This window comes from Streptomyces virginiae, from assembly GCF_040638905.1.
GTDB classification, from domain to species: Bacteria; Actinomycetota; Actinomycetes; order Streptomycetales; family Streptomycetaceae; genus Streptomyces; species Streptomyces virginiae_B.
Window position 1 is genome coordinate 66126 of sequence record NZ_JBEZYV010000006.1, and the last position, 16975, is coordinate 83100.

The window sequence follows — 16975 nt, forward strand, 5'->3', positions numbered from 1 at the left end:
CTGACACATGCCGGCACCGCGGCCTCCCGCCCTTCGTGGCGGGAGGCCGCGGCCGTCTACTGCTCCGGCTGTTCGCCCGCCGCCGCGAGCGCCTTCAGCAGACCCGCCAGCCGCGTCGTACGCGGCTTCGGCAGTACCTCGGCGACCGCGCGCGGCAGTGCCTGGTCGACGCCGTGCACCACCGACAGGTGCCGCTCGGCCCGCCCGAACGCCGTGTAGACCCAGTCCCGCGACAGGGCTTGCGCCGCGTCGCCCGGCAGTACGACCACGACCGCCGGCCAGCGCGCCCCGACCGCCTGGTGCGCCGTCACCGCCCAGCCGTGCCGGACCTGGGACTCGACCAGGTCCTTCGGTACGACGATCCGCACTCCCGCGCGGTCCAGGTGCAGCCCCTGGGCGTCGGCCGACACCACACGGGCCGGAAGCGCCCGCCCAGGGGAGGGGACGTGGACCACCCGGTCGCCGGGGTCGAAGCCGCCGAACCGGCCCGGGCCGGGATTGAGCCGCTCCTTGAGCGCGGCGTTCAGCGCCCGCGTCCCCGCGGACCCGCCGTGCCCCGGGGTGATCACCTGCACGCTGTCCGCCGGGATCCCGAAGGCCCGCGGCACCGACTCCGCCACCAGCTGCACCGCGCGGTGCACGGCCTCCCCGGCGTCCTGCACCGGGACGATCACGACCTCCTTGCCGGGGGCGTCGACCTGGTTCAGCTCCCCGATCCCCACGCCGGAGACGAGCTCGCCGACGGGCCCCGGGTCAGGGGTGCGGGAGACCAGCTGGGGGCAGGTACGCGCTGCCAGTACATCGGCGAACACTCGGCCCGCGCCCGCGGAGCCGAGCACTCCGGGGTCTCCGGACAGGACCAGCCGGGTCCCGTCCGCCATGCCCTCGACCAGCGCGGCGGCGCTCTCCACGTCCAGCTGCGGCGCGTCCAGCACGACCAGCAGGTCCAGTGCGAACTGCCCGTCCGCGTCCCGCCCGGGCCCTTCCTGGCCGGACAGCAGCTCCGCCACCGTCACCGCATCCGGGCCGCCGGGGGCGTGCGCGGCCACGCAGACGCGCAGGCCCAGTCCACGGGCCGCCGCGGCCAGTGCGAGCGGTTCGGCCCGGGAGGCCTCGCCACCCGTATGAGTGACCAGACCATGGCCGGCGACCGCGCGGATCAGCTCGGCGGAGGACCGGTCCGGCGCGGCCGCGGCGGCCTGCTCCCAGTCCGCCGGGTCGCCGAAGGTGCCGGCCAGCCGGGCCAGGCCGTCGGCCAGGCTCTCCTCGGCCATCGCGGCGCCCTCCAGGCCCACTAGGATCCGTACGGGCTGCTCCTCGCCCTCCTCCACCGGCGGGCCGAGGGGCTCGTGGAAGACCAGTACCGAGGCCTCCGCGACGGCCTGCTCCAGCGCCTCGGCCGGATCCGGCACGCCGTACTGGGCCAGGGCCTTCTCCAGGACCGGAACCTCCAGCGCGGTGTGCCCCTTCAGACCCGCCTGGGCCAGCAGCCAGCCCACCAGGACGGCCGTGCGGCGCTCGTCCCCGGGACCGGCCCCCGCGCCCAGCAGGGCGCGGGCGAAGCCGTCCGCCTGCGTCGGACGCACGGCGGGGACCGCCAGCAGGCGCCACGGGTTCTGCGAGAGCTCCTGCGCGGCGCCGTCACCGAGGGCCGCCGCGACGGGTCCCGCCAGCGACTCGGGCGCGCCGCCGCGGGCCAGGACGGCCCGTACGCCGTCGACGGCGTCGGCGGAGGGTGCGACGGGCGCGGCCGCCGGAGCCGGGGCGGCGGCGGGACGTGGCGCCTGGGGAGCGGGGGCCGCCTTGCGGGGGGCGGCCGGTGCGTCGTCGAAGTAGGCGGCGGAGGGCTTCGCGCCGCCCTCCACCGCCCGTACGGCGGCCAGCAGGTCGGCGGCCTTCCCGCTGAGCTTCGCGCCTGCTTCGACGGGTCCTTCGCGTTCGGCCTTGCGCCGGGCGATCCGCTCCCGCTCGATCTTCTGCGCGGCCAGTTCGGCCTGGGCCTCGCTGAGCCCGCCGCCTGCGGCGGGCTCGGCCCCGGCCGTGTCGGCGGCTGCCGCGGGAGCCTGCGCCCCGGGCTCGGAGGTTGGCCCTGCGGGGTTTTCCCCCACCCCGCCCCTTCCCGAAACCGGTGGCTCCGCCCCCGGACCCCCGTCCCCGGCCGGGGCGTCCACCGGGGGCTCCGCTCCCTGGTCCGCGTGCCCGGCGGGGGCGTCCACGGCCGGCTCCGCGCCCGAGTCACCGTCAGCGGCGGTCATGGGGGGCTCTGCCCCCGGACCCACGTCACCGGCCGGGTGCTTCGACCCCTGGCCTTCGTCATCGGTGGGGCCGTCCCCGTCTGCTTCGCCGTGGGGTGCGGCGGAGCCTGCCTCGGGCTCGGGCTCGGGCTCGCGCTCGCCCGGCTCGGTCTGCGCCGCCCGGCCGTCCTCGACGTGCGGCGCGGCCCGCTCGGCGTCGGGCCCGCTCAGGGCCTCCGCGGCAGCGGTGGCGGCTTCGGCCTGACGGTCCGTACTCACAGCGTGCTCCAGTCCTGATCGGGATAGCGGTGCTCCGGCGCCGACACGTCGTCCAGCGCCCGGCAGATCTCCTCCGGAAGACTAAGCGCCTCCACCGACAACGCCGCCGCGAGCTGCGCCGACGTCCGCGCGCCGACGATCGGCGCGACCACACCCGGCCGGTCCCGGATCCACGCCAGAGCCACTTGGAGCGGGGTCACGGCCAGGCCCTGGGCCGCCGTCACCACCGCGTCCACGATCCGGCCCGCCGCGTCGTCGAGGTACGGCTCCACCAGCGCGGCCAGGGACTCCGAGGCGCCCCGCGAGTCGGCCGGGGTGCCGTCCCGGTACTTGCCGGTCAGCACCCCGCGCCCCAGCGGGGAGGACGGCAGTAGACCGACCCCCAGGTCCAGCGCGGCCGGCAGCACCTCCCGTTCCACCCCGCGCTGGAGCAGCGAGTACTCCATCTGCGTCGAGGCGATCCGGGTCCGTACCCCGGGGGCCGCGAGCTGCCAGGTGGCCGCCTTCGCCAGCTGCCAGCCGCAGAAGCCCGCCACCCCCGCGTACCGGGCCCGGCCGCTGCTCACCGCCAGGTCCAGGGCCTGCAGCGTCTCCTCCACCGGCGTCGCCGGATCGAAGGCGTGGACTTGCCACAGGTCGACGTGGTCGGTGCCCAGCCGGTCCAGCGAGTCGTCCAGGGCCGCGAGCAGATGGCCGCGCGAGCCGTCGAAGCGCCGGTCCGGGTCCGGGACGCTGCCCGCCTTCGTCGCGATCACCAGGTCCCGGCGCGGGACGAGCCCGCCCACCAGCCGCCCGAGGAGGTACTCCGCCTCACCGCCGCCGTAGACGTCGGCGGTGTCGACGAGGGTGCCGCCCGCCTCCCAGAACGCCTTCACCTGTTCGGCGGCGGCTTCCTCGCCGGTGTCGCGGCCCCAGGTGAGGGTGCCGAGGCCGATCCGGGAGACGCGCAGTCCGGTGCGGCCGAGATGCCTCTGCTCCATGAGCGCTGAGACTACTGGGGCGCTGACGTGGAGGACCCGGGCGCGCTACAGTCCCCGCACACCAACGTTACTGATCGGTACACCGGTAAGGGGACGAACATGCGGCTCGGCATCAATCTCGGTTACTGGGGGGCGGGCATGGACGCCGACAACCTCGCCGTCGCCCAGGAGGCCGACCGCCTCGGCTACGACGTCTGCTGGGCGGCGGAGGCATACGGCTCGGACGCCCCGACCGTCCTGGCCTGGGTCGCCGCCCAGACCGAGCGCATCGACGTCGGCTCGGCGATCCTCCAGATCCCCGCCCGGCAGCCCGCCATGACCGCGATGACCGCAGCCACCCTCGACTCGCTCACCAAGGGCCGCTTCCGGCTCGGCCTCGGCGTCTCCGGCCCCCAGGTCTCCGAGGGATGGTACGGCGTCAAGTTCGACAAGCCGCTCGCCCGCACCCGTGAGTACGTGGAGATCGTCCGCAAGGCCATGTCCCGCGAGCGGCTGAGCTACGAGGGCGAGCACTGGACCCTTCCGCTGCCGGGCGGCCCGGGCAAGCCGATCAAGCTGACCGTGCACCCCGAGCGCGAGCACATCCCGCTCTACATCGCCGCCATCGGGCCCAAGAACCTGGAGCAGACCGGCGAGATCGCCGACGGCGCCCTGCTGATCTTCCCGGCCGCCGAGCACCTGGAGGCCACCGCGCTCGCCCACATCCGGGCGGGCCGCGAGAAGGCCGGACTGACGATGGACGGCTTCGACGTCTGCCCGACGGTGCCGCTGGCCCTCGGCGACGACGTGACGGCCCTCGCCGACATGTTCCGCCCCTACACCGCCCTGTACGTGGGCGGCATGGGCAGCCGGAAGCAGAACTTCTACAACCAGCTGGCCCAGCGCATGGGCTACGAGAAGGAAGCCGCCGAGATCCAGGACAAGTACCTGGCCGGCGACAAGGACGGCGCGGCCGAGGCCGTCCCGCACTCGCTGATCGACTCGACGACGCTGCTCGGCCCGGTCGAGCGGATCGCCGACGGGATGCGGGCCTACGCGGAGGCCGGGGTCACCACCCTCACGCTGGCGCCGGCCGGTTTCACCCTGGACGAGCGGATCGCCGCCCTGCGCGCCGGCACCGAGGCCATGGAGCTCGCGGGCCTCGCCTGAGCCGGAGGCCGGACGGGCGGGGCCGGACGCCGCCTGAAAGCTCTGCGGCCGTGGTGGGGGCTCGGGGGGTCTTCCCCGCCACGGCCGACACAGCCAACAACGCGCCGGACGTCCAAGGGGTTACGCACCCCGGCCCGACCGGCGGTTCGTTCATTCGGACGAGTAGTGCCACCTCTCGGTTGCCCCGCCCCCGGACCGGCGTTTGACTCGTTGCATGCTCTCTGCCCGCAGCCTGTTCCAGGAGATCGTCGACAACGACGACTCCTTCCAGCTGTTCTGCTCCATCGCCGCCAGCGGGGAAGCCCAGGGCGGCTGGGAGAACGCCCGTATCGCGGCCCTGGTCCCGGACGGCATGCGCGACCTCGCGCCCAAGATCACCCGGCACGGCGCCGACGAGGACAAGCACGGCCGGATCTTCCACGCCCTGCTCCGCCAACGCGGCCTGGAAACCGTCCCCGTACCGCCCGAGACCGACTACACGATGCTGCTCGAACGCCGCGGCATCGGCCTCGCCCACGACAAGCTGCGCCGCCAGGAGTCGCTGAGCGAGGAGGACGTCGTCGTCTACCTCGCGCACAGCCGCGTCACCGAACAGCGCGCCGCCGACCAGATGGACATGCTGGTCAAGCACTTCGGCGACCACCCCGTGGTGGGCAAGGCCATCCACATGATCAGCAACGACGAGGACAGCCACCTCGCCTACTGCCACGAGGAACTGCTGCGCCTGGCCCGCGCCGGCCACGGCCGGACCATCCACCGGGTACTGCGCGAGAGCGCCCTCGCCGAGATCGCCGTGTACCGCGACGTGAGCCTCGCCGTCATGGACCACATGGGACGGCTGCTGCACTGGCCCGCGCCGAAGGCCGCCCTGCTGGCCGCCGGAATCCGCGCGACGTACGGGTACGAGCGCTTCAGCGGCTGGCACCGGATGGTCGACCTGCGGATGCCCGAGCGGCGCAACGCCCTCGGCGGCGCATCCGCCACCGCCCCCGAGTTCGCGTAGCGGGGGGCCTCAGAGCCAGCCCCGGCGCTTGAACAGCCGGTGCAGGCCCAGACAGGTGCCCGCCATGAGCACGAGCACCCCCGGATAGCCCCACCACCGGTGGAGCTCGGGCATGTGGTCGAAGTTCATCCCGTAGATCCCCGCGACCATCGTCGGCACCGCCGCGATCGCCGCCCAGGCCGAGATCTTCCGTACGTCGTCGTTCTGCCGCAGCCCCGTCTGGGCGAGGTGCGCGGCCAGCGCGTCCGACAGCAGCCGGTCCAGGCCCTCGATGTACTCGCTCGCCTTGGTCAGGTGGTCGGCGACGTCGCGGAAGAACGGCCGGGCGTGCTCGTGGACGAAGGGGACCTGCCCGAAGGCGAGCCGGTCCATCGGCGCCAGCAGCGGGTTCGTCGCCCGCCGGAACTCCAGCACCTGCCGCTTGAAGCCGTAGATGCGGGCCGCGGTGTTCTTGGTGTCCGAGGCGTTCGGAGCGAAGACCTCCGCCTCCAGCTCCTCCAGGTCCGACTGGAGTTCGGCCGCCACCTCGATGTAGTGGTCCACCACCGCGTCGCACACCGCGTACAGCACCGCCGTCGGGCCGTGCCGCAGCACGTCCGGCTCCTGCTCCAGCCGGTGGCGCACGGCGGCCAGCGGGGCCCCCTCGCCGTGCCGGACCGTGACGACGAACGAATCGCCTATGAACACCATCAGCTCGCCCGCGGTCACGGTGTCCGTGGCCTCGTCGTAGACCACCGGCTTCAGCACGACGAACAGCGAGTCGTCGTACACCTCCAGCTTGGGGCGCTGGTGGGCGTTGAGCGCGTCCTCCACTGCCAGCGGGTGCAGGCCGAACTCCCGGCGGACGTGATCGAACTCCGCCTCCGTCGGCTCGTAGGTGCCGATCCAGAGGAAGGCGTCACCGCTCGCCCGGGCCTCGTCCAGGGCGTCGGAGAAGTCCTCCGGACCCTTGGCGCGGCGACCGTCCCGATAAATCGCGCAGTCGACAATCACGCCGAACATTGTCCCCCGCCGCCGAGGCCCCCGCACCCCTCCCGCACCGCCTACGCTGGCCCCCATGGCCACGCTGATCCTCGTACGACACGGGCGGTCCACCGCCAACACCGCAGGGCTGCTCGCCGGATGGACCCCCGGCGTGGCCCTCGACGAGCGCGGCGCCGAGCAGGCCGCCGCGCTCCCCGGACGGCTCGCGGGCGTGCCGCTCGCCGCCGCCGTCACCAGCCCCCTGCAGCGCTGCCGGGAGACCCTCGCACCCCTGCTGGCCGCGAGGCCCGAGCTGGAACTGCACACGGACGAGCGGATCGGCGAGTGCCACTACGGCGACTGGTCCGGGCGCAAACTCTCGGAACTCTCCGAAGAACCGCTGATGAAGATCGTGCAACAGCACCCGTCGGCGGCCGCCTTCCCCGGCGGCGAGTCCATGCGGGCCATGCAGGCGCGCGCCGTGGACGCCGTACGCGACTGGAACGCGCGGATCGAGGAGCGGGACGGCAGCGACGCCGTCTTCCTGATGTGCTCGCACGGCGACATCATCAAGTCCCTTGTCGCCGACGCCCTGGGCATGCACCTGGACCTCTTCCAGCGCATCCACGTCGACCCCTGCTCGGTGACGGCGATCCGCTACACGCAGACCCGGCCGTTCGTGTTCCGGCTGGGCGACACCGGGGACTTCGGCTCGCTCGTACGGCGGCCGGCCGCGCCCGAGCCGGTCGCCTCGGACAAGGACGCCGAGGACTCCGGGAACGCGGTCGTGGGAGGCGGCGCGGGCGCGGCGTGATCGCAGGGCGCAGTAGGGTGGACGGGCCCACACAAGGGCGCAGACCGGCCCCCGCCGCCGAGACTTGGAGACTGGACGTGCCCCGTCAGGTGTTCCTCTACGACCCGCCGGACCGCTTCGTGGCCGGCACGGTCGGCTTGCCGGGACGCCGTACGTTCTTCCTGCAGGCCTCTGCCGGCCCCCGCGTCACCAGCGTCTCCCTGGAGAAGACCCAGGTCGCCGCACTCGCCGAGCGGATGGACGAGCTGCTGGACGAGGTCGTGCGGCGGACCGGCGGAAACGCCCCGGTCCCGGCCATGGCCCCCGCGGAGGCCGCCGACACCGCCCCGCTGGACGTCCCCGTCGAGGAGGAGTTCCGCGTCGGCACCATGGCCCTGGCCTGGGACGGCGAGGAACAGCGGATGATCGTCGAGGCCCAGGCCCTGGTGGAGCTGGACGCCGAGTCCGACGAGGACCTCGCCGAGGCGGAGGAACGGCTGCTCCAGGACGAGGAGAACGGCCCGCCGATGCTGCGGGTCCGCCTCACCGGCGCCCAGGCGCGCGCCTTCGCCAAGCGCGCCCTGGACGTGGTCAACGCCGGCCGCCCGCCGTGTCCGCTGTGCAGTCTGCCGCTGGACCCGGAGGGACACGTGTGCCCGCGCCAGAACGGCTACCGGCGCCAGGCGTGACCGGCCAGGGGGACATGGAGGAACTGCTCGCCAAGGGCGAGCTGACCGTCGTCGGCCGGATCCGGGAGGCGTCCAACGCGGTGCTGTTGTGCACCGTCACGTACGACGGCGCGAGCACCGACTGCGTCTACAAGCCGGTCAAGGGCGAACGGCCGCTGTGGGACTTCCCCGACGGCAGCCTCGCCCAGCGGGAGGTCGCCGCCTACCTGGTCTCCGAGGCCACCGGATGGGGCCTGGTGCCCGCCACCGTGCTGCGCGACGGGCCCTACGGCGAGGGCATGGTCCAGCAGTGGATCGAAGCCCGGCAGCCGCAGGGCGACTCCCCGGAGGACGGGCTCCTCGCCCTCGTCGACGGCGAGGAGGCCGGTGAGGGCTGGAAGCCCGTGGCCTTCGCCGAGGTGGGAGAGGGCCGCACCGCCCTGCTCGTCCACGCCGACGACCCCAGGCTGCGCCGGCTCTCCGTCCTCGACGCCGTGATCAACAACGGTGACCGCAAGGGCGGGCACCTGCTGCCCGCTCCCGACGGACGGATCTACGGCATCGACCACGGAGTGACCTTCCACACCGAGGACAAGCTGCGCACCCTGCTGTGGGGCTGGGCGGGGGAGCCGCTGACGCACGAGGCCCGCCGGGCGCTCACCGCGCTGGCCGCGGAGCTGGCCGAGGGAGCCCCCCTCGCCACCCGGCTGGCCGAACTGATCACGGCGGCCGAGCTGGCCGCCGCACGGGAGCGGGTGGCGCACATGCTGCGCACCGGAACGCACCCCCAGCCGTCCGGGCAGTGGCCGGCGATCCCCTGGCCACCGGTCTGAACCGGCCACCGGCCATACGCACAGAACCGGCCAGACCGCAAGAGTGCCGATCAAGACAACAGTGCAGGTCCAGTTCGTTTCCGGAACATCCGTCCGGTTAGGCTCGACACATGCATGCCTGGCCCGCTTCTGAGGTCCCCGCCCTTCCCGGTAAGGGCCGCGACCTCCAGATCCACGACACCGCGACCCAGGGGACGATCACCCTCGCCCCCGGTCCCGTCGCCCGTATCTACGTCTGCGGCATCACCCCGTACGACGCGACCCACATCGGTCACGCGGCGACCTACAACGCGTTCGACCTCGTACAGCGCGTGTGGCTCGACACCAAGCGGCAGGTCCACTACGTCCAGAACGTCACCGACGTCGACGACCCGCTCCTGGAGCGGGCGCTGCGCGACGGCCACGACTGGACCGAGCTGGCCGAGCGCGAGACCGCGCTCTTCCGTGAGGACATGACGGCCCTGCGGATGCTGCCGCCGCAGCACTACATCGGAGCCGTCGAGGCCATACCCGGCATCGTGCCGCTGGTCGAGCGGCTGCGGGACGCGGGCGCCGCGTACGAGCTGGAGGGCGACGTCTACTTCTCGGTGGAGTCCGACCCGCACTTCGGCGGCGTCTCCCGCCTCGACGCCGAGGCGATGCGCCTGCTCTCGGCGGAGCGGGGCGGCGACCCCGAGCGCCCGGGGAAGAAGAACCCGCTGGACCCGATGCTGTGGATGGCGGCTCGCCCGGGCGAGCCGAGCTGGGACGGCGGCTCGCTGGGCCGCGGCCGGCCGGGCTGGCACATCGAGTGCGTCGCGATCGCCCTGGACCACCTGGGCATGGGCTTCGACATCCAGGGCGGCGGCTCCGACCTCGCCTTCCCGCACCACGAGATGGGCGCGTCGCACGCGCAGGCGCTGACGGGCGAGTTCCCGATGGCCAAGGCGTACGTCCACGCCGGCATGGTCGCCCTGCACGGCGAGAAGATGTCGAAGTCGAAGGGCAACCTCGTCTTCGTCTCGGCGCTGCGCCGCGCCGGCGTGGACCCGGCGGCGATCCGCCTGGCCCTGCTCTCGCACCACTACCGGGCCGACTGGGAGTGGACGGACGCCGTCCTCGACGAGGCCGCGGCCCGGCTGGAGCGGTGGCGCGCGGCGGTCTCCCGGCCGGACGGCATCGCGGCGGACGCGGTCCTCGAAGAGGTCCGCGAGGCCCTGGCGAACGACCTGGACGCCCCCGCGGCGCTCGCGGCCGTGGACCGCTGGGTGGAGCTCCAGAACGCCACCGACGGCGACGACGAGTCGGCCCCCGGCCTGGTCTCCCGCACCGTGGACGCCCTGCTGGGCGTGGCCCTGTAGCCGCCGCGGCCCTGGCGCCGATGCCCCCGGCCCCACCCGGGCCGGGGGCATCGCCCTGTCCGGGCGCGCAGGTCCGGGCCGCCGCTGGCGCGGAGCCGTCCCCTACCCGCCCTTCCACCGCTCCGAGGGCTCTCCTGGACCCGGTCCTTCTGCAACGCCGGACGGGCTGGGAGAACCAGCCCCGCCGGAGTTCGAGGCGCGGGGTGCGGGGCGGAGCCCCACCCGGCCGGGCGCAGCCCGGGGTGCTTGCGCCGCGGCGCCGCGCGGGTCACGCTTCCGGGGTGTCGTCCCCCTGCTCCTCCGCCGGATCGGCGGGCGCCTCCTCCCCCGCGGGGTCCGGCTTCCGCTTCGGCGGACGCGTCAGACCGCTCGACGTGTCCCGCAGGTACGAGCCGTCACCCGGATCCGCCGCCGGGCCCGCCGCAGGGTCACGCCGCCGCAAGTACCGCTCGAACTCCCGGGCGATCGCGTCACCCGACGCCTCCGGCAGGTCGGCGGTGTCGCGCGCCTCCTCCAGCGTCTGGACGTACTCCGCCACCTCGCTGTCCTCGGCGGCCAGTTGGTCCACGCCCAGCTGCCACGCCCGCGCGTCCTCCGGCAGCTCGCCCAGCGGGATCCTGATGTCGATCAGGTCCTCCAGCCGGTTCAGCAGGGCCAGCGTCGCCTTCGGGTTCGGCGGCTGCGACACGTAGTGCGGGACGGCCGCCCACAGCGACACCGCGGGCACGCCCGCATGCGTACAGGCCTCCTGGAGGATGCCCACGATGCCCGTGGGGCCCTCGTACTTGGTCTCCTCCAGGTCCATCGTCCGCGCCAGGTCCGCGTCCGAGGTGACCCCGCTCACCGGCACCGGCCGGGTGTGCGGCGTGTCCCCGAGCAGGGCGCCCAGGATGACCACCATCTCCACGCCCAGCTCGTGCGCGAAGCCCAGGATCTCGTTGCAGAACGACCGCCACCGCATGGACGGTTCGATCCCGCGCACCAGCACCAGGTCGCGCGGCTTGGCGCCGCCGATGCGGACCACCGAGAGCCGGGTCGTCGGCCACGTGATCTTCCGTACCCCGTTGTCCAGCCACACCGTGGGCCGGTTGACCTGGAAGTCGTAGTAGTCCTCGGCGTCCAGAGCCGCGAAGACCTCGCCCTTCCACTCCCGGTCCAGGTGTGCGACCGCACCGGAGGCCGCGTCACCCGCGTCGTTCCAGCCCTCGAACGCGGCCACCATGACCGGGTCGATCAGCTCGGGCACGCCCTCAAGCTCGATCACCCAGGTCTCCTTCCGAAGTTCCTTGCGTACGTGGGTCAGCCTATGCCTTGAGGGGACACCGGCCACAGCCCACGACAGAGGGGCGGTTCCCCTCGGAACCGCCCCTCTTCCCCACCTGCGTGAGAGCTATGCCTTGCGTGCCAGCATCTCCTCGACACGGGCCCGGACGGCGTCGTCGTCCAGGCCGCGGATCGTCACCGTCGTGCGGCGGCGCAGCACGTCGTCGACCGTCTCGGCCCACTCGTTGTCACGGGCGTAGGCGACCTGCGCCCAGATCTCCGGACCGTCCGGGTGGATGCGCTCGGCCAGCGCCGGGTCCTCGTTCGCGATGCGCGCGATGTCGAAGGCCAGCGAGCCGTAGTGCGAGGCCAGGTGGCGGGCAGTCAGCGGGTCCATCCGCGAGCCGGGCTCACGGTCCACCAGCAGCCGGTGCGCGACCGCGTTCGGGTTGGCGACACCCGGCAGCGCGATCCGGCGTACGAGGGACTTCACGGGCTCCATGTCCTCGGTCAGCGGGCTGCCCGGGAGCTTGGCCAGCTTGTCCATGACGACGCGGCCGATGTGGCGGTACGTGGTCCACTTGCCGCCGGCGACCGACAGCATGCCGCCCGCGCCCTCGGAGACGACGGTCTCGCGCTTGGCCTTCTCCACGCCGCCGGGGCCGCCGGGCAGCACGCGCAGGCCGGCGAAGGCGTACGTCATCAGCGAGCGGTCGAGGTCGGCGTCCTTCACCGAGAAGGCCGCCTCGTCCAGGATCTGCTGGATGTCGGACTCGGTGGCGCGCACGTCCGCCGGGTCGCCCTCGTACACCTCGTCGGTGGTGCCGAGCAGCAGCTGGTCCTCCCACGGGAGGGCGAAGGTGATGCGGTACTTGTCGATCGGGGTGGCCATGGCGGCCTTCCACGGCGACTTGCGCTTCATGACGATGTGCGCGCCCTTGGAGAGGCGGATCGACGGCATCGAGTGCTTGTCCTCCATGCGCCGCAGGTGGTCCACCCACGGGCCGGTGGCGTTGAGCACGACGCGGGCGTCGATCCCGAACTCGGTGCCGTCCAGGCGGTCCTTGAGCTCGGCGCCGGTGACCCGGCCGTGCGTCTTGCGCAGCCCGGTGACCTCGGCGTGGTTGAGGACGACCGCGCCCGACTCGACGGCCGCGCGGACCGTCATGACGGCGACGCGGGAGTCGTTCATCTGGTGGTCGTAGTAGACCGCGACGGCCTTGAGGTTGTCGGTCTTCAGACCGGGGTTGTCGGCGGCGGCACGGGCCGGGGATATGACCTTGCCCATGCCGTCGCCGAAGGCCGAGAGGGCGGAGTAGGCGAAGACGCCCGCGCCCAGCTTGGCCGCACCCACCGGACCGCCCTTGTAGACCGGCAGGTAGAAGGTGAGCGGGTTGACCAGGTGCGGGGCCACGTCCTTGGCCAGCACCCGCCGCTCGTGGTGGTTCTCCGCGACCAGCTTGACCGCGCCGGTCTGCAGGTAGCGCAGGCCGCCGTGGACGAGCTTGGAGGAAGCCGAGGAGGTGGCGCCGGCGAAGTCGCCGGCGTCCACCATGGCAACCCGCAGACCCGACTGCGCGGCGTGCCAGGCCACCGAGGTGCCCAGGATTCCACCACCGATGACCAGCAGGTCGTACGTGGCCTTCGCCAGCTGCTCACGGGTCTCGGCACGGCTCGCGTTCGCGCCGGCGGTCGGGTGCGTACCCAGGGCGGGGACGCTCTGCAGGGTGCTCATATCTCTTTCAGCTCCTCGTCGATTGACTCAGCTGGTGCGGTCAGCTGCCGTCTTCGTCGTCGACCCAGCCCATGGACCGCTCCACGGCCTTGAGCCAGCTCTTGTACTCGCGGTCCCGCTGCTCGGCGGGCATCCGCGGGGTCCACTCCGCCGCGCGGCGCCAGTTGGCGCGCAGGGCGTCCGTGTCGGGCCAGAAGCCGACGGCCAGGCCGGCGGCGTAGGCGGCGCCGAGGCAGGTGGTCTCGGCGACCATCGGGCGCACCACGGGGGCGTCCAGGAAGTCCGAGAGCGTCTGCATCAGCAGGTTGTTGGAGGTCATGCCGCCGTCGACCTTGAGGGCGGCGAGCTCGACGCCCGAGTCCTTGGTCATGGCGTCGGTGATCTCGCGGGTCTGCCAGGCGGTGGCCTCCAGGACGGCACGGGCGATGTGCGCCTTGGTGACGTACCGGGTGAGGCCGGCGATCACACCGCGGGCGTCGGAGCGCCAGTACGGGGCGAACAGGCCGGAGAAGGCCGGTACGAAGTAGGCGCCGCCGTTGTCCTCGACGGAGGAGGCCAGCGTCTCGATCTCGGCCGCGGACTTGATCAGGCCCATCTGGTCGCGCATCCACTGGACGAGCGAGCCGGTGACGGCGATGGAGCCCTCCAGGGCGTAGACCGGCTTCTGGTCGCCGATCTGGTAGCCGACCGTGGTCAGCAGGCCGCTGTAGGAGTTGATGATCTTGTCGCCGGTGTTCATCAGCATGAACGTTCCGGTGCCGTACGTGGACTTCGCCTCGCCCTCGGCGAAACAGGTCTGGCCGAACAGGGCGGCCTGCTGGTCACCGAGCGCCGAGGCGACCGGGACGCCGGCGAGCACGCCGTCCTTGACGTGGCCGTAGACCTCGGCGGAGGACTTGATCTCGGGGAGCACGTTGAGCGGGACGCCCATCGACTCCGCGATCTTCTCGTCCCAGGCGAGGGTGTGCAGGTTCATGAGCATGGTGCGCGAGGCGTTGGTGACGTCGGTGACGTGCGCTCCGCCCTGGGCGCCGCCCGTGAGGTTCCAGATGACCCACGAGTCCATGGTGCCGAAGAGGATGTCGCCGGCCTCGGCGCGCTCGCGCAGGCCCTCGACGTTGTCGAGCAGCCAGCGGACCTTGGGGCCCGCGAAGTAGCTCGCCAGCGGCAGGCCGGTCTCGCGGCGGAAGCGGTCCTGGCCGACGTTGCGGCCGAGCTCCTTGCACAGGGTGTCGGTGCGGGTGTCCTGCCAGACCAGCGCGTTGTGGACGGGCTCGCCGGTGTGGCGGTCCCACATCAGCGTGGTCTCGCGCTGGTTGGTGATGCCGATCGCCTTGACGTCCGCGGCGGTGATCTCGGCCTTGGCGATGGCGCCGGCGACGACCTCCTGGACGTTGGTCCAGATCTCGGTGGCGTCGTGCTCCACCCAGCCCGGCTTCGGGAAGATCTGCTCGTGCTCCTTCTGGTCGACGGCGACGATGCGGCCGTCGCGGTCGAAGACGATGCAGCGGGAGGAGGTGGTGCCCTGGTCGATCGCGGCGATGAAGGGGCCGGTGCTGCTGGTCATGATGGCTGCTCCTGGCAGGTCTGGTGAGTAGGCGGAATCAGGAGTGCGGTGCGGATCTTACGAGCGCGGCAGATGCTGATCAGGCGAACGCGATGTTGTAAAGACCGCCGGCGAGCACGGCACCGACGAGCGGGCCGACCACCGGGATCCAGGAGTATCCCCAGTCGGAGCCGCCCTTGTTGGGCAGCGGCAGCAGGGCGTGGACTATTCGGGGGCCGAGGTCGCGGACCGGGTTGATGGCGTAGCCGGTCGGGCCGCCCAGCGAGAGGCCGATGCCGACGACCACGAAGGACGTGATCAGGACACCGATGACACCGAGGCCCTTGCCGCCGTCCTGGAGGCCCTGGGTGAGGATCGCCAGGATCAGCACGGCGGTGCCGATGATCTCGGTCGCGAGGTTCTGCACGACGTTGCGGATCTCGGGGCCCGTGGAGAAGACGCCGAGCACCGGGCCGGCCACGTCGTGCGGGTGCGGGTCCTCCGGGCCGAGCTTGGCGTCGCGGATGTGCTCGGGGTCGGAGAGGTGTACGCGGAACTGGCCGTAGTAGGTCACCCACATCAGCACCGCGCCGAGCATGGCGCCCAGCAGCTGGCCGGCGAAGTAGACGGGCGTGTCGCCCCACTCGCCGGTCTTGACGGCGAGGCCGACGGTGACGGCCGGGTTGAGGTGCGCACCGGAGAGCGGCGCGGACACGTAGGCCGCGATCAGTACGGCGAAGCCCCAGCCGAAGGTGATGGCGAGCCAGCCCGCGTTGCGGGCCTTGGAGCTCTTGAGTGTCACTGCGGCGCAGACGCCACCGCCGAGCAGAGTGAGCAGGGCGGTACCGATGGTCTCGCCGATGAAGATGTCGGAGCTGGACACCCGCGACTCCTTACGTACGTCCAGGGGTGGGCGGAACCCGGGTCCCTCCGGTGGTTCCGCGCACTCGGTGAGTGCTGCACCGGTCCTTGGCCTTGCCGCATCCTAGCGCGTATTGCCGTTAGGTGTTCGACAATGCCGACCGGTGAACGGCAGTTTTCCGCCCAGGTGAAGAAAGCGTCAAGGGTCGGGCAGGCCAATGTGTCGGATCGTTACCAGCACGTGCGATCAGCCAAATCCGGCCATCTCAAGGTCGAGTTATGGCGAAAAATAGGCAGAAGGGGGCCAGGTGATGGCCGGCGCCTGTTAAAGGGAGGTCAGAACCGGCCTGCGCCGAGATCGCGTGAAACCGCGCGCGCACAGTCCCGTACCGAGGCGACGAGGGCCGCGCGGGGCTCCCCGGACTCGCCGCAGACCCGCTCCACGGCGCCCGCGACCGCCACCGCGCCCACCGGCATCCGGCGGCGGTCGTGGATCGGCGCCGCCACCGAGGCGACGCCCTCCCACGTCTCCTCGACGTCCGCGGCCCAGCCGCGCGCCCGGGTCAGGCCCAGGATCTCCTCGAAGCCGACCGCGTCCGTGACCGTACGGGGGGTGAAGGGGTCCCGCTCCACTTCCATCGCCTGGGAGTGCGCGACCGGGTCGTACGCCGACAGCACCTTGCCCAGCGCGGTCGAGTGCAGCGGCTGCATGGCCCCGACCTCCAGCACCTGGCGGCTGTCGTCGGGCCGGAACACGTGGTGCATGATCAGCACCCCGCTCTGGTGCAGCACGCCCACGTACACGCTCTCGCCGCTCGCCCTGGCCAGGTCGTCCGTCCACACCAGGGCGCGGGCGCGCAGCTCGTGCACGTCCAGATAGCTGTTGCCCAGGCGCAGCAGCTCGGCGCCCAGCTGGTAGCGCCCGGAGGCCGGATCCTGCTCCACGAAGCCCTCGGCCTGCAGGGTGCGCAGGATGCCGTGGGCCGTGCCCTTGGCCAGGCCCAGCGAGGACGCCACGTCCGAGAGCCCCAGCCGGCGCTCGCCGCCCGCCAGGAGTCGCAGCATCGCAGCGGCTCGTTCGAGCGACTGGATGTTCCGTGCCATCGCGCAGCCTCCTGCTGACCTTCGGTATCACTGACCATCTTGACGTGGTTCGACAATGCTGAACAGTATCGGTCGATGCCGACCTCGCGCACCGTAGGAGATCTGTTCGCCGTACCGCCACCGGGACACCTCGGACAAGCCCCCGCCACAGAATGCAGTCCGCCACGTGGGACACCCGCACCGGGGCCGGTGCCCCGCGGTTACGCTGGCCGCGTGCACCCCTG

Annotated in this window: 14 protein-coding genes; 6 read left to right on the plus strand and 8 right to left on the minus strand. The window is 72.6% G+C overall.

Annotated features, from left to right (window positions below; translation table 11 throughout):
- Positions 1–56: 56 nt before the first annotated feature.
- Both AB0F82_RS11155 and AB0F82_RS11160 read right to left on the minus strand, forming a co-directional pair.
- Entirely contained in the window at positions 57–2255 is a 2199-nt protein-coding gene (locus AB0F82_RS11155; protein WP_362626118.1) for an ATP-binding domain-containing protein, read from the minus strand.
- Between the two features lie 254 nt (positions 2256–2509).
- Positions 2510–3493, minus strand: a complete 984-nt coding sequence (locus tag AB0F82_RS11160; RefSeq protein WP_356810869.1) for an aldo/keto reductase — start codon at positions 3491–3493, stop codon at positions 2510–2512.
- 99 nt (positions 3494–3592) lie between these two features.
- Between AB0F82_RS11160 and AB0F82_RS11165 the strand changes: the two genes are divergently transcribed.
- Positions 3593–4642 (plus strand): LLM class F420-dependent oxidoreductase, encoded by a 1050-nt coding sequence (locus AB0F82_RS11165; RefSeq protein ID WP_356810870.1) that lies wholly within the window; start codon positions 3593–3595, stop codon positions 4640–4642.
- Positions 4643–4856: 214 nt separating this feature from the next.
- Positions 4857–5645, plus strand: coding sequence for a ferritin-like domain-containing protein (locus AB0F82_RS11170; protein WP_362625781.1), 789 nt, complete (start codon positions 4857–4859; stop codon positions 5643–5645).
- Positions 5646–5654: 9 nt separating this feature from the next.
- Here AB0F82_RS11170 and corA read toward each other — a convergent pair whose 3' ends face one another.
- The gene (gene corA / locus AB0F82_RS11175; protein WP_362625784.1) at positions 5655–6647 is read right to left on the minus strand and encodes a magnesium/cobalt transporter CorA; all 993 of its coding nucleotides are present in this window, start codon (positions 6645–6647) and stop codon (positions 5655–5657) included.
- Between the two features lie 55 nt (positions 6648–6702).
- Here corA and AB0F82_RS11180 point away from each other — a divergent pair, with 55 nt between their 5' ends.
- From AB0F82_RS11180 to mshC, 4 genes are all read left to right on the plus strand, one after another.
- Positions 6703–7422 (plus strand): histidine phosphatase family protein, encoded by a 720-nt coding sequence (locus AB0F82_RS11180; RefSeq protein ID WP_053613248.1) that lies wholly within the window; start codon positions 6703–6705, stop codon positions 7420–7422.
- A gap of 77 nt (positions 7423–7499) precedes the next feature.
- Complete coding sequence (locus AB0F82_RS11185) at positions 7500–8090, plus strand: DUF3090 domain-containing protein (protein ID WP_030655891.1); 591 nt, start codon at positions 7500–7502, stop codon at positions 8088–8090.
- Positions 8054–8902 carry an SCO1664 family protein gene (locus AB0F82_RS11190; RefSeq protein ID WP_356810873.1) on the plus strand — a complete coding sequence of 283 codons (849 nt, stop codon included), beginning with the start codon at positions 8054–8056 and terminating at the stop codon, positions 8900–8902. The genes AB0F82_RS11185 and AB0F82_RS11190 overlap by 37 nt, the downstream gene beginning before the upstream one ends.
- Before the next feature lie 110 nt (positions 8903–9012).
- Positions 9013–10242: a cysteine--1-D-myo-inosityl 2-amino-2-deoxy-alpha-D-glucopyranoside ligase gene (mshC, locus tag AB0F82_RS11195; RefSeq protein WP_362625788.1), complete on the plus strand. Its 1230-nt coding sequence runs from the start codon at positions 9013–9015 to the stop codon at positions 10240–10242.
- A gap of 268 nt (positions 10243–10510) precedes the next feature.
- On the opposite strand, the gene AB0F82_RS11200 is transcribed toward mshC, so the two are convergent.
- From AB0F82_RS11200 to AB0F82_RS11220, 5 genes are all read right to left on the minus strand, one after another.
- A complete protein-coding gene (locus AB0F82_RS11200; RefSeq protein ID WP_356810875.1) occupies positions 10511–11506 on the minus strand; it encodes a PAC2 family protein in 996 nt (331 codons plus the stop codon).
- 126 nt (positions 11507–11632) lie between these two features.
- On the minus strand, positions 11633–13240 hold the full coding sequence (locus AB0F82_RS11205) for a glycerol-3-phosphate dehydrogenase/oxidase (RefSeq protein WP_362625792.1): 1608 nt from the start codon (positions 13238–13240) through the stop codon (positions 11633–11635).
- 40 nt (positions 13241–13280) lie between these two features.
- The gene (glpK, locus tag AB0F82_RS11210) at positions 13281–14807 is read right to left on the minus strand and encodes a glycerol kinase GlpK (RefSeq protein WP_356810877.1); all 1527 of its coding nucleotides are present in this window, start codon (positions 14805–14807) and stop codon (positions 13281–13283) included.
- Positions 14808–14886: 79 nt separating this feature from the next.
- Positions 14887–15669 carry an MIP/aquaporin family protein gene (locus AB0F82_RS11215; protein ID WP_356810878.1) on the minus strand — a complete coding sequence of 261 codons (783 nt, stop codon included), beginning with the start codon at positions 15667–15669 and terminating at the stop codon, positions 14887–14889.
- 314 nt (positions 15670–15983) lie between these two features.
- Positions 15984–16751: an IclR family transcriptional regulator gene (locus tag AB0F82_RS11220; RefSeq protein ID WP_362625797.1), complete on the minus strand. Its 768-nt coding sequence runs from the start codon at positions 16749–16751 to the stop codon at positions 15984–15986.
- Between the last annotated feature and the right edge of the window lie 224 nt (positions 16752–16975).

Coding starts and splice junctions, on each gene's coding strand:
- AB0F82_RS11205 (WP_362625792.1), bottom strand. CDS start 13,240: ATGAGCACCCTGCAGAGCGTCCCCGCCCTGGGTACGCACCCGACCGCC.
- AB0F82_RS11155 (WP_362626118.1), bottom strand. CDS start 2,255: ATGACCGCCGCTGACGGTGACTCGGGCGCGGAGCCGGCCGTGGACGCC.
- glpK (WP_356810877.1), bottom strand. CDS start 14,807: ATGACCAGCAGCACCGGCCCCTTCATCGCCGCGATCGACCAGGGCACC.
- corA (WP_362625784.1), bottom strand. CDS start 6,647: ATGTTCGGCGTGATTGTCGACTGCGCGATTTATCGGGACGGTCGCCGC.
- AB0F82_RS11180 (WP_053613248.1), top strand. CDS start 6,703: ATGGCCACGCTGATCCTCGTACGACACGGGCGGTCCACCGCCAACACC.
- AB0F82_RS11165 (WP_356810870.1), top strand. CDS start 3,593: ATGCGGCTCGGCATCAATCTCGGTTACTGGGGGGCGGGCATGGACGCC.
- AB0F82_RS11220 (WP_362625797.1), bottom strand. CDS start 16,751: ATGGCACGGAACATCCAGTCGCTCGAACGAGCCGCTGCGATGCTGCGA.
- AB0F82_RS11160 (WP_356810869.1), bottom strand. CDS start 3,493: ATGGAGCAGAGGCATCTCGGCCGCACCGGACTGCGCGTCTCCCGGATC.
- mshC (WP_362625788.1), top strand. CDS start 9,013: ATGCATGCCTGGCCCGCTTCTGAGGTCCCCGCCCTTCCCGGTAAGGGC.
- AB0F82_RS11170 (WP_362625781.1), top strand. CDS start 4,857: ATGCTCTCTGCCCGCAGCCTGTTCCAGGAGATCGTCGACAACGACGAC.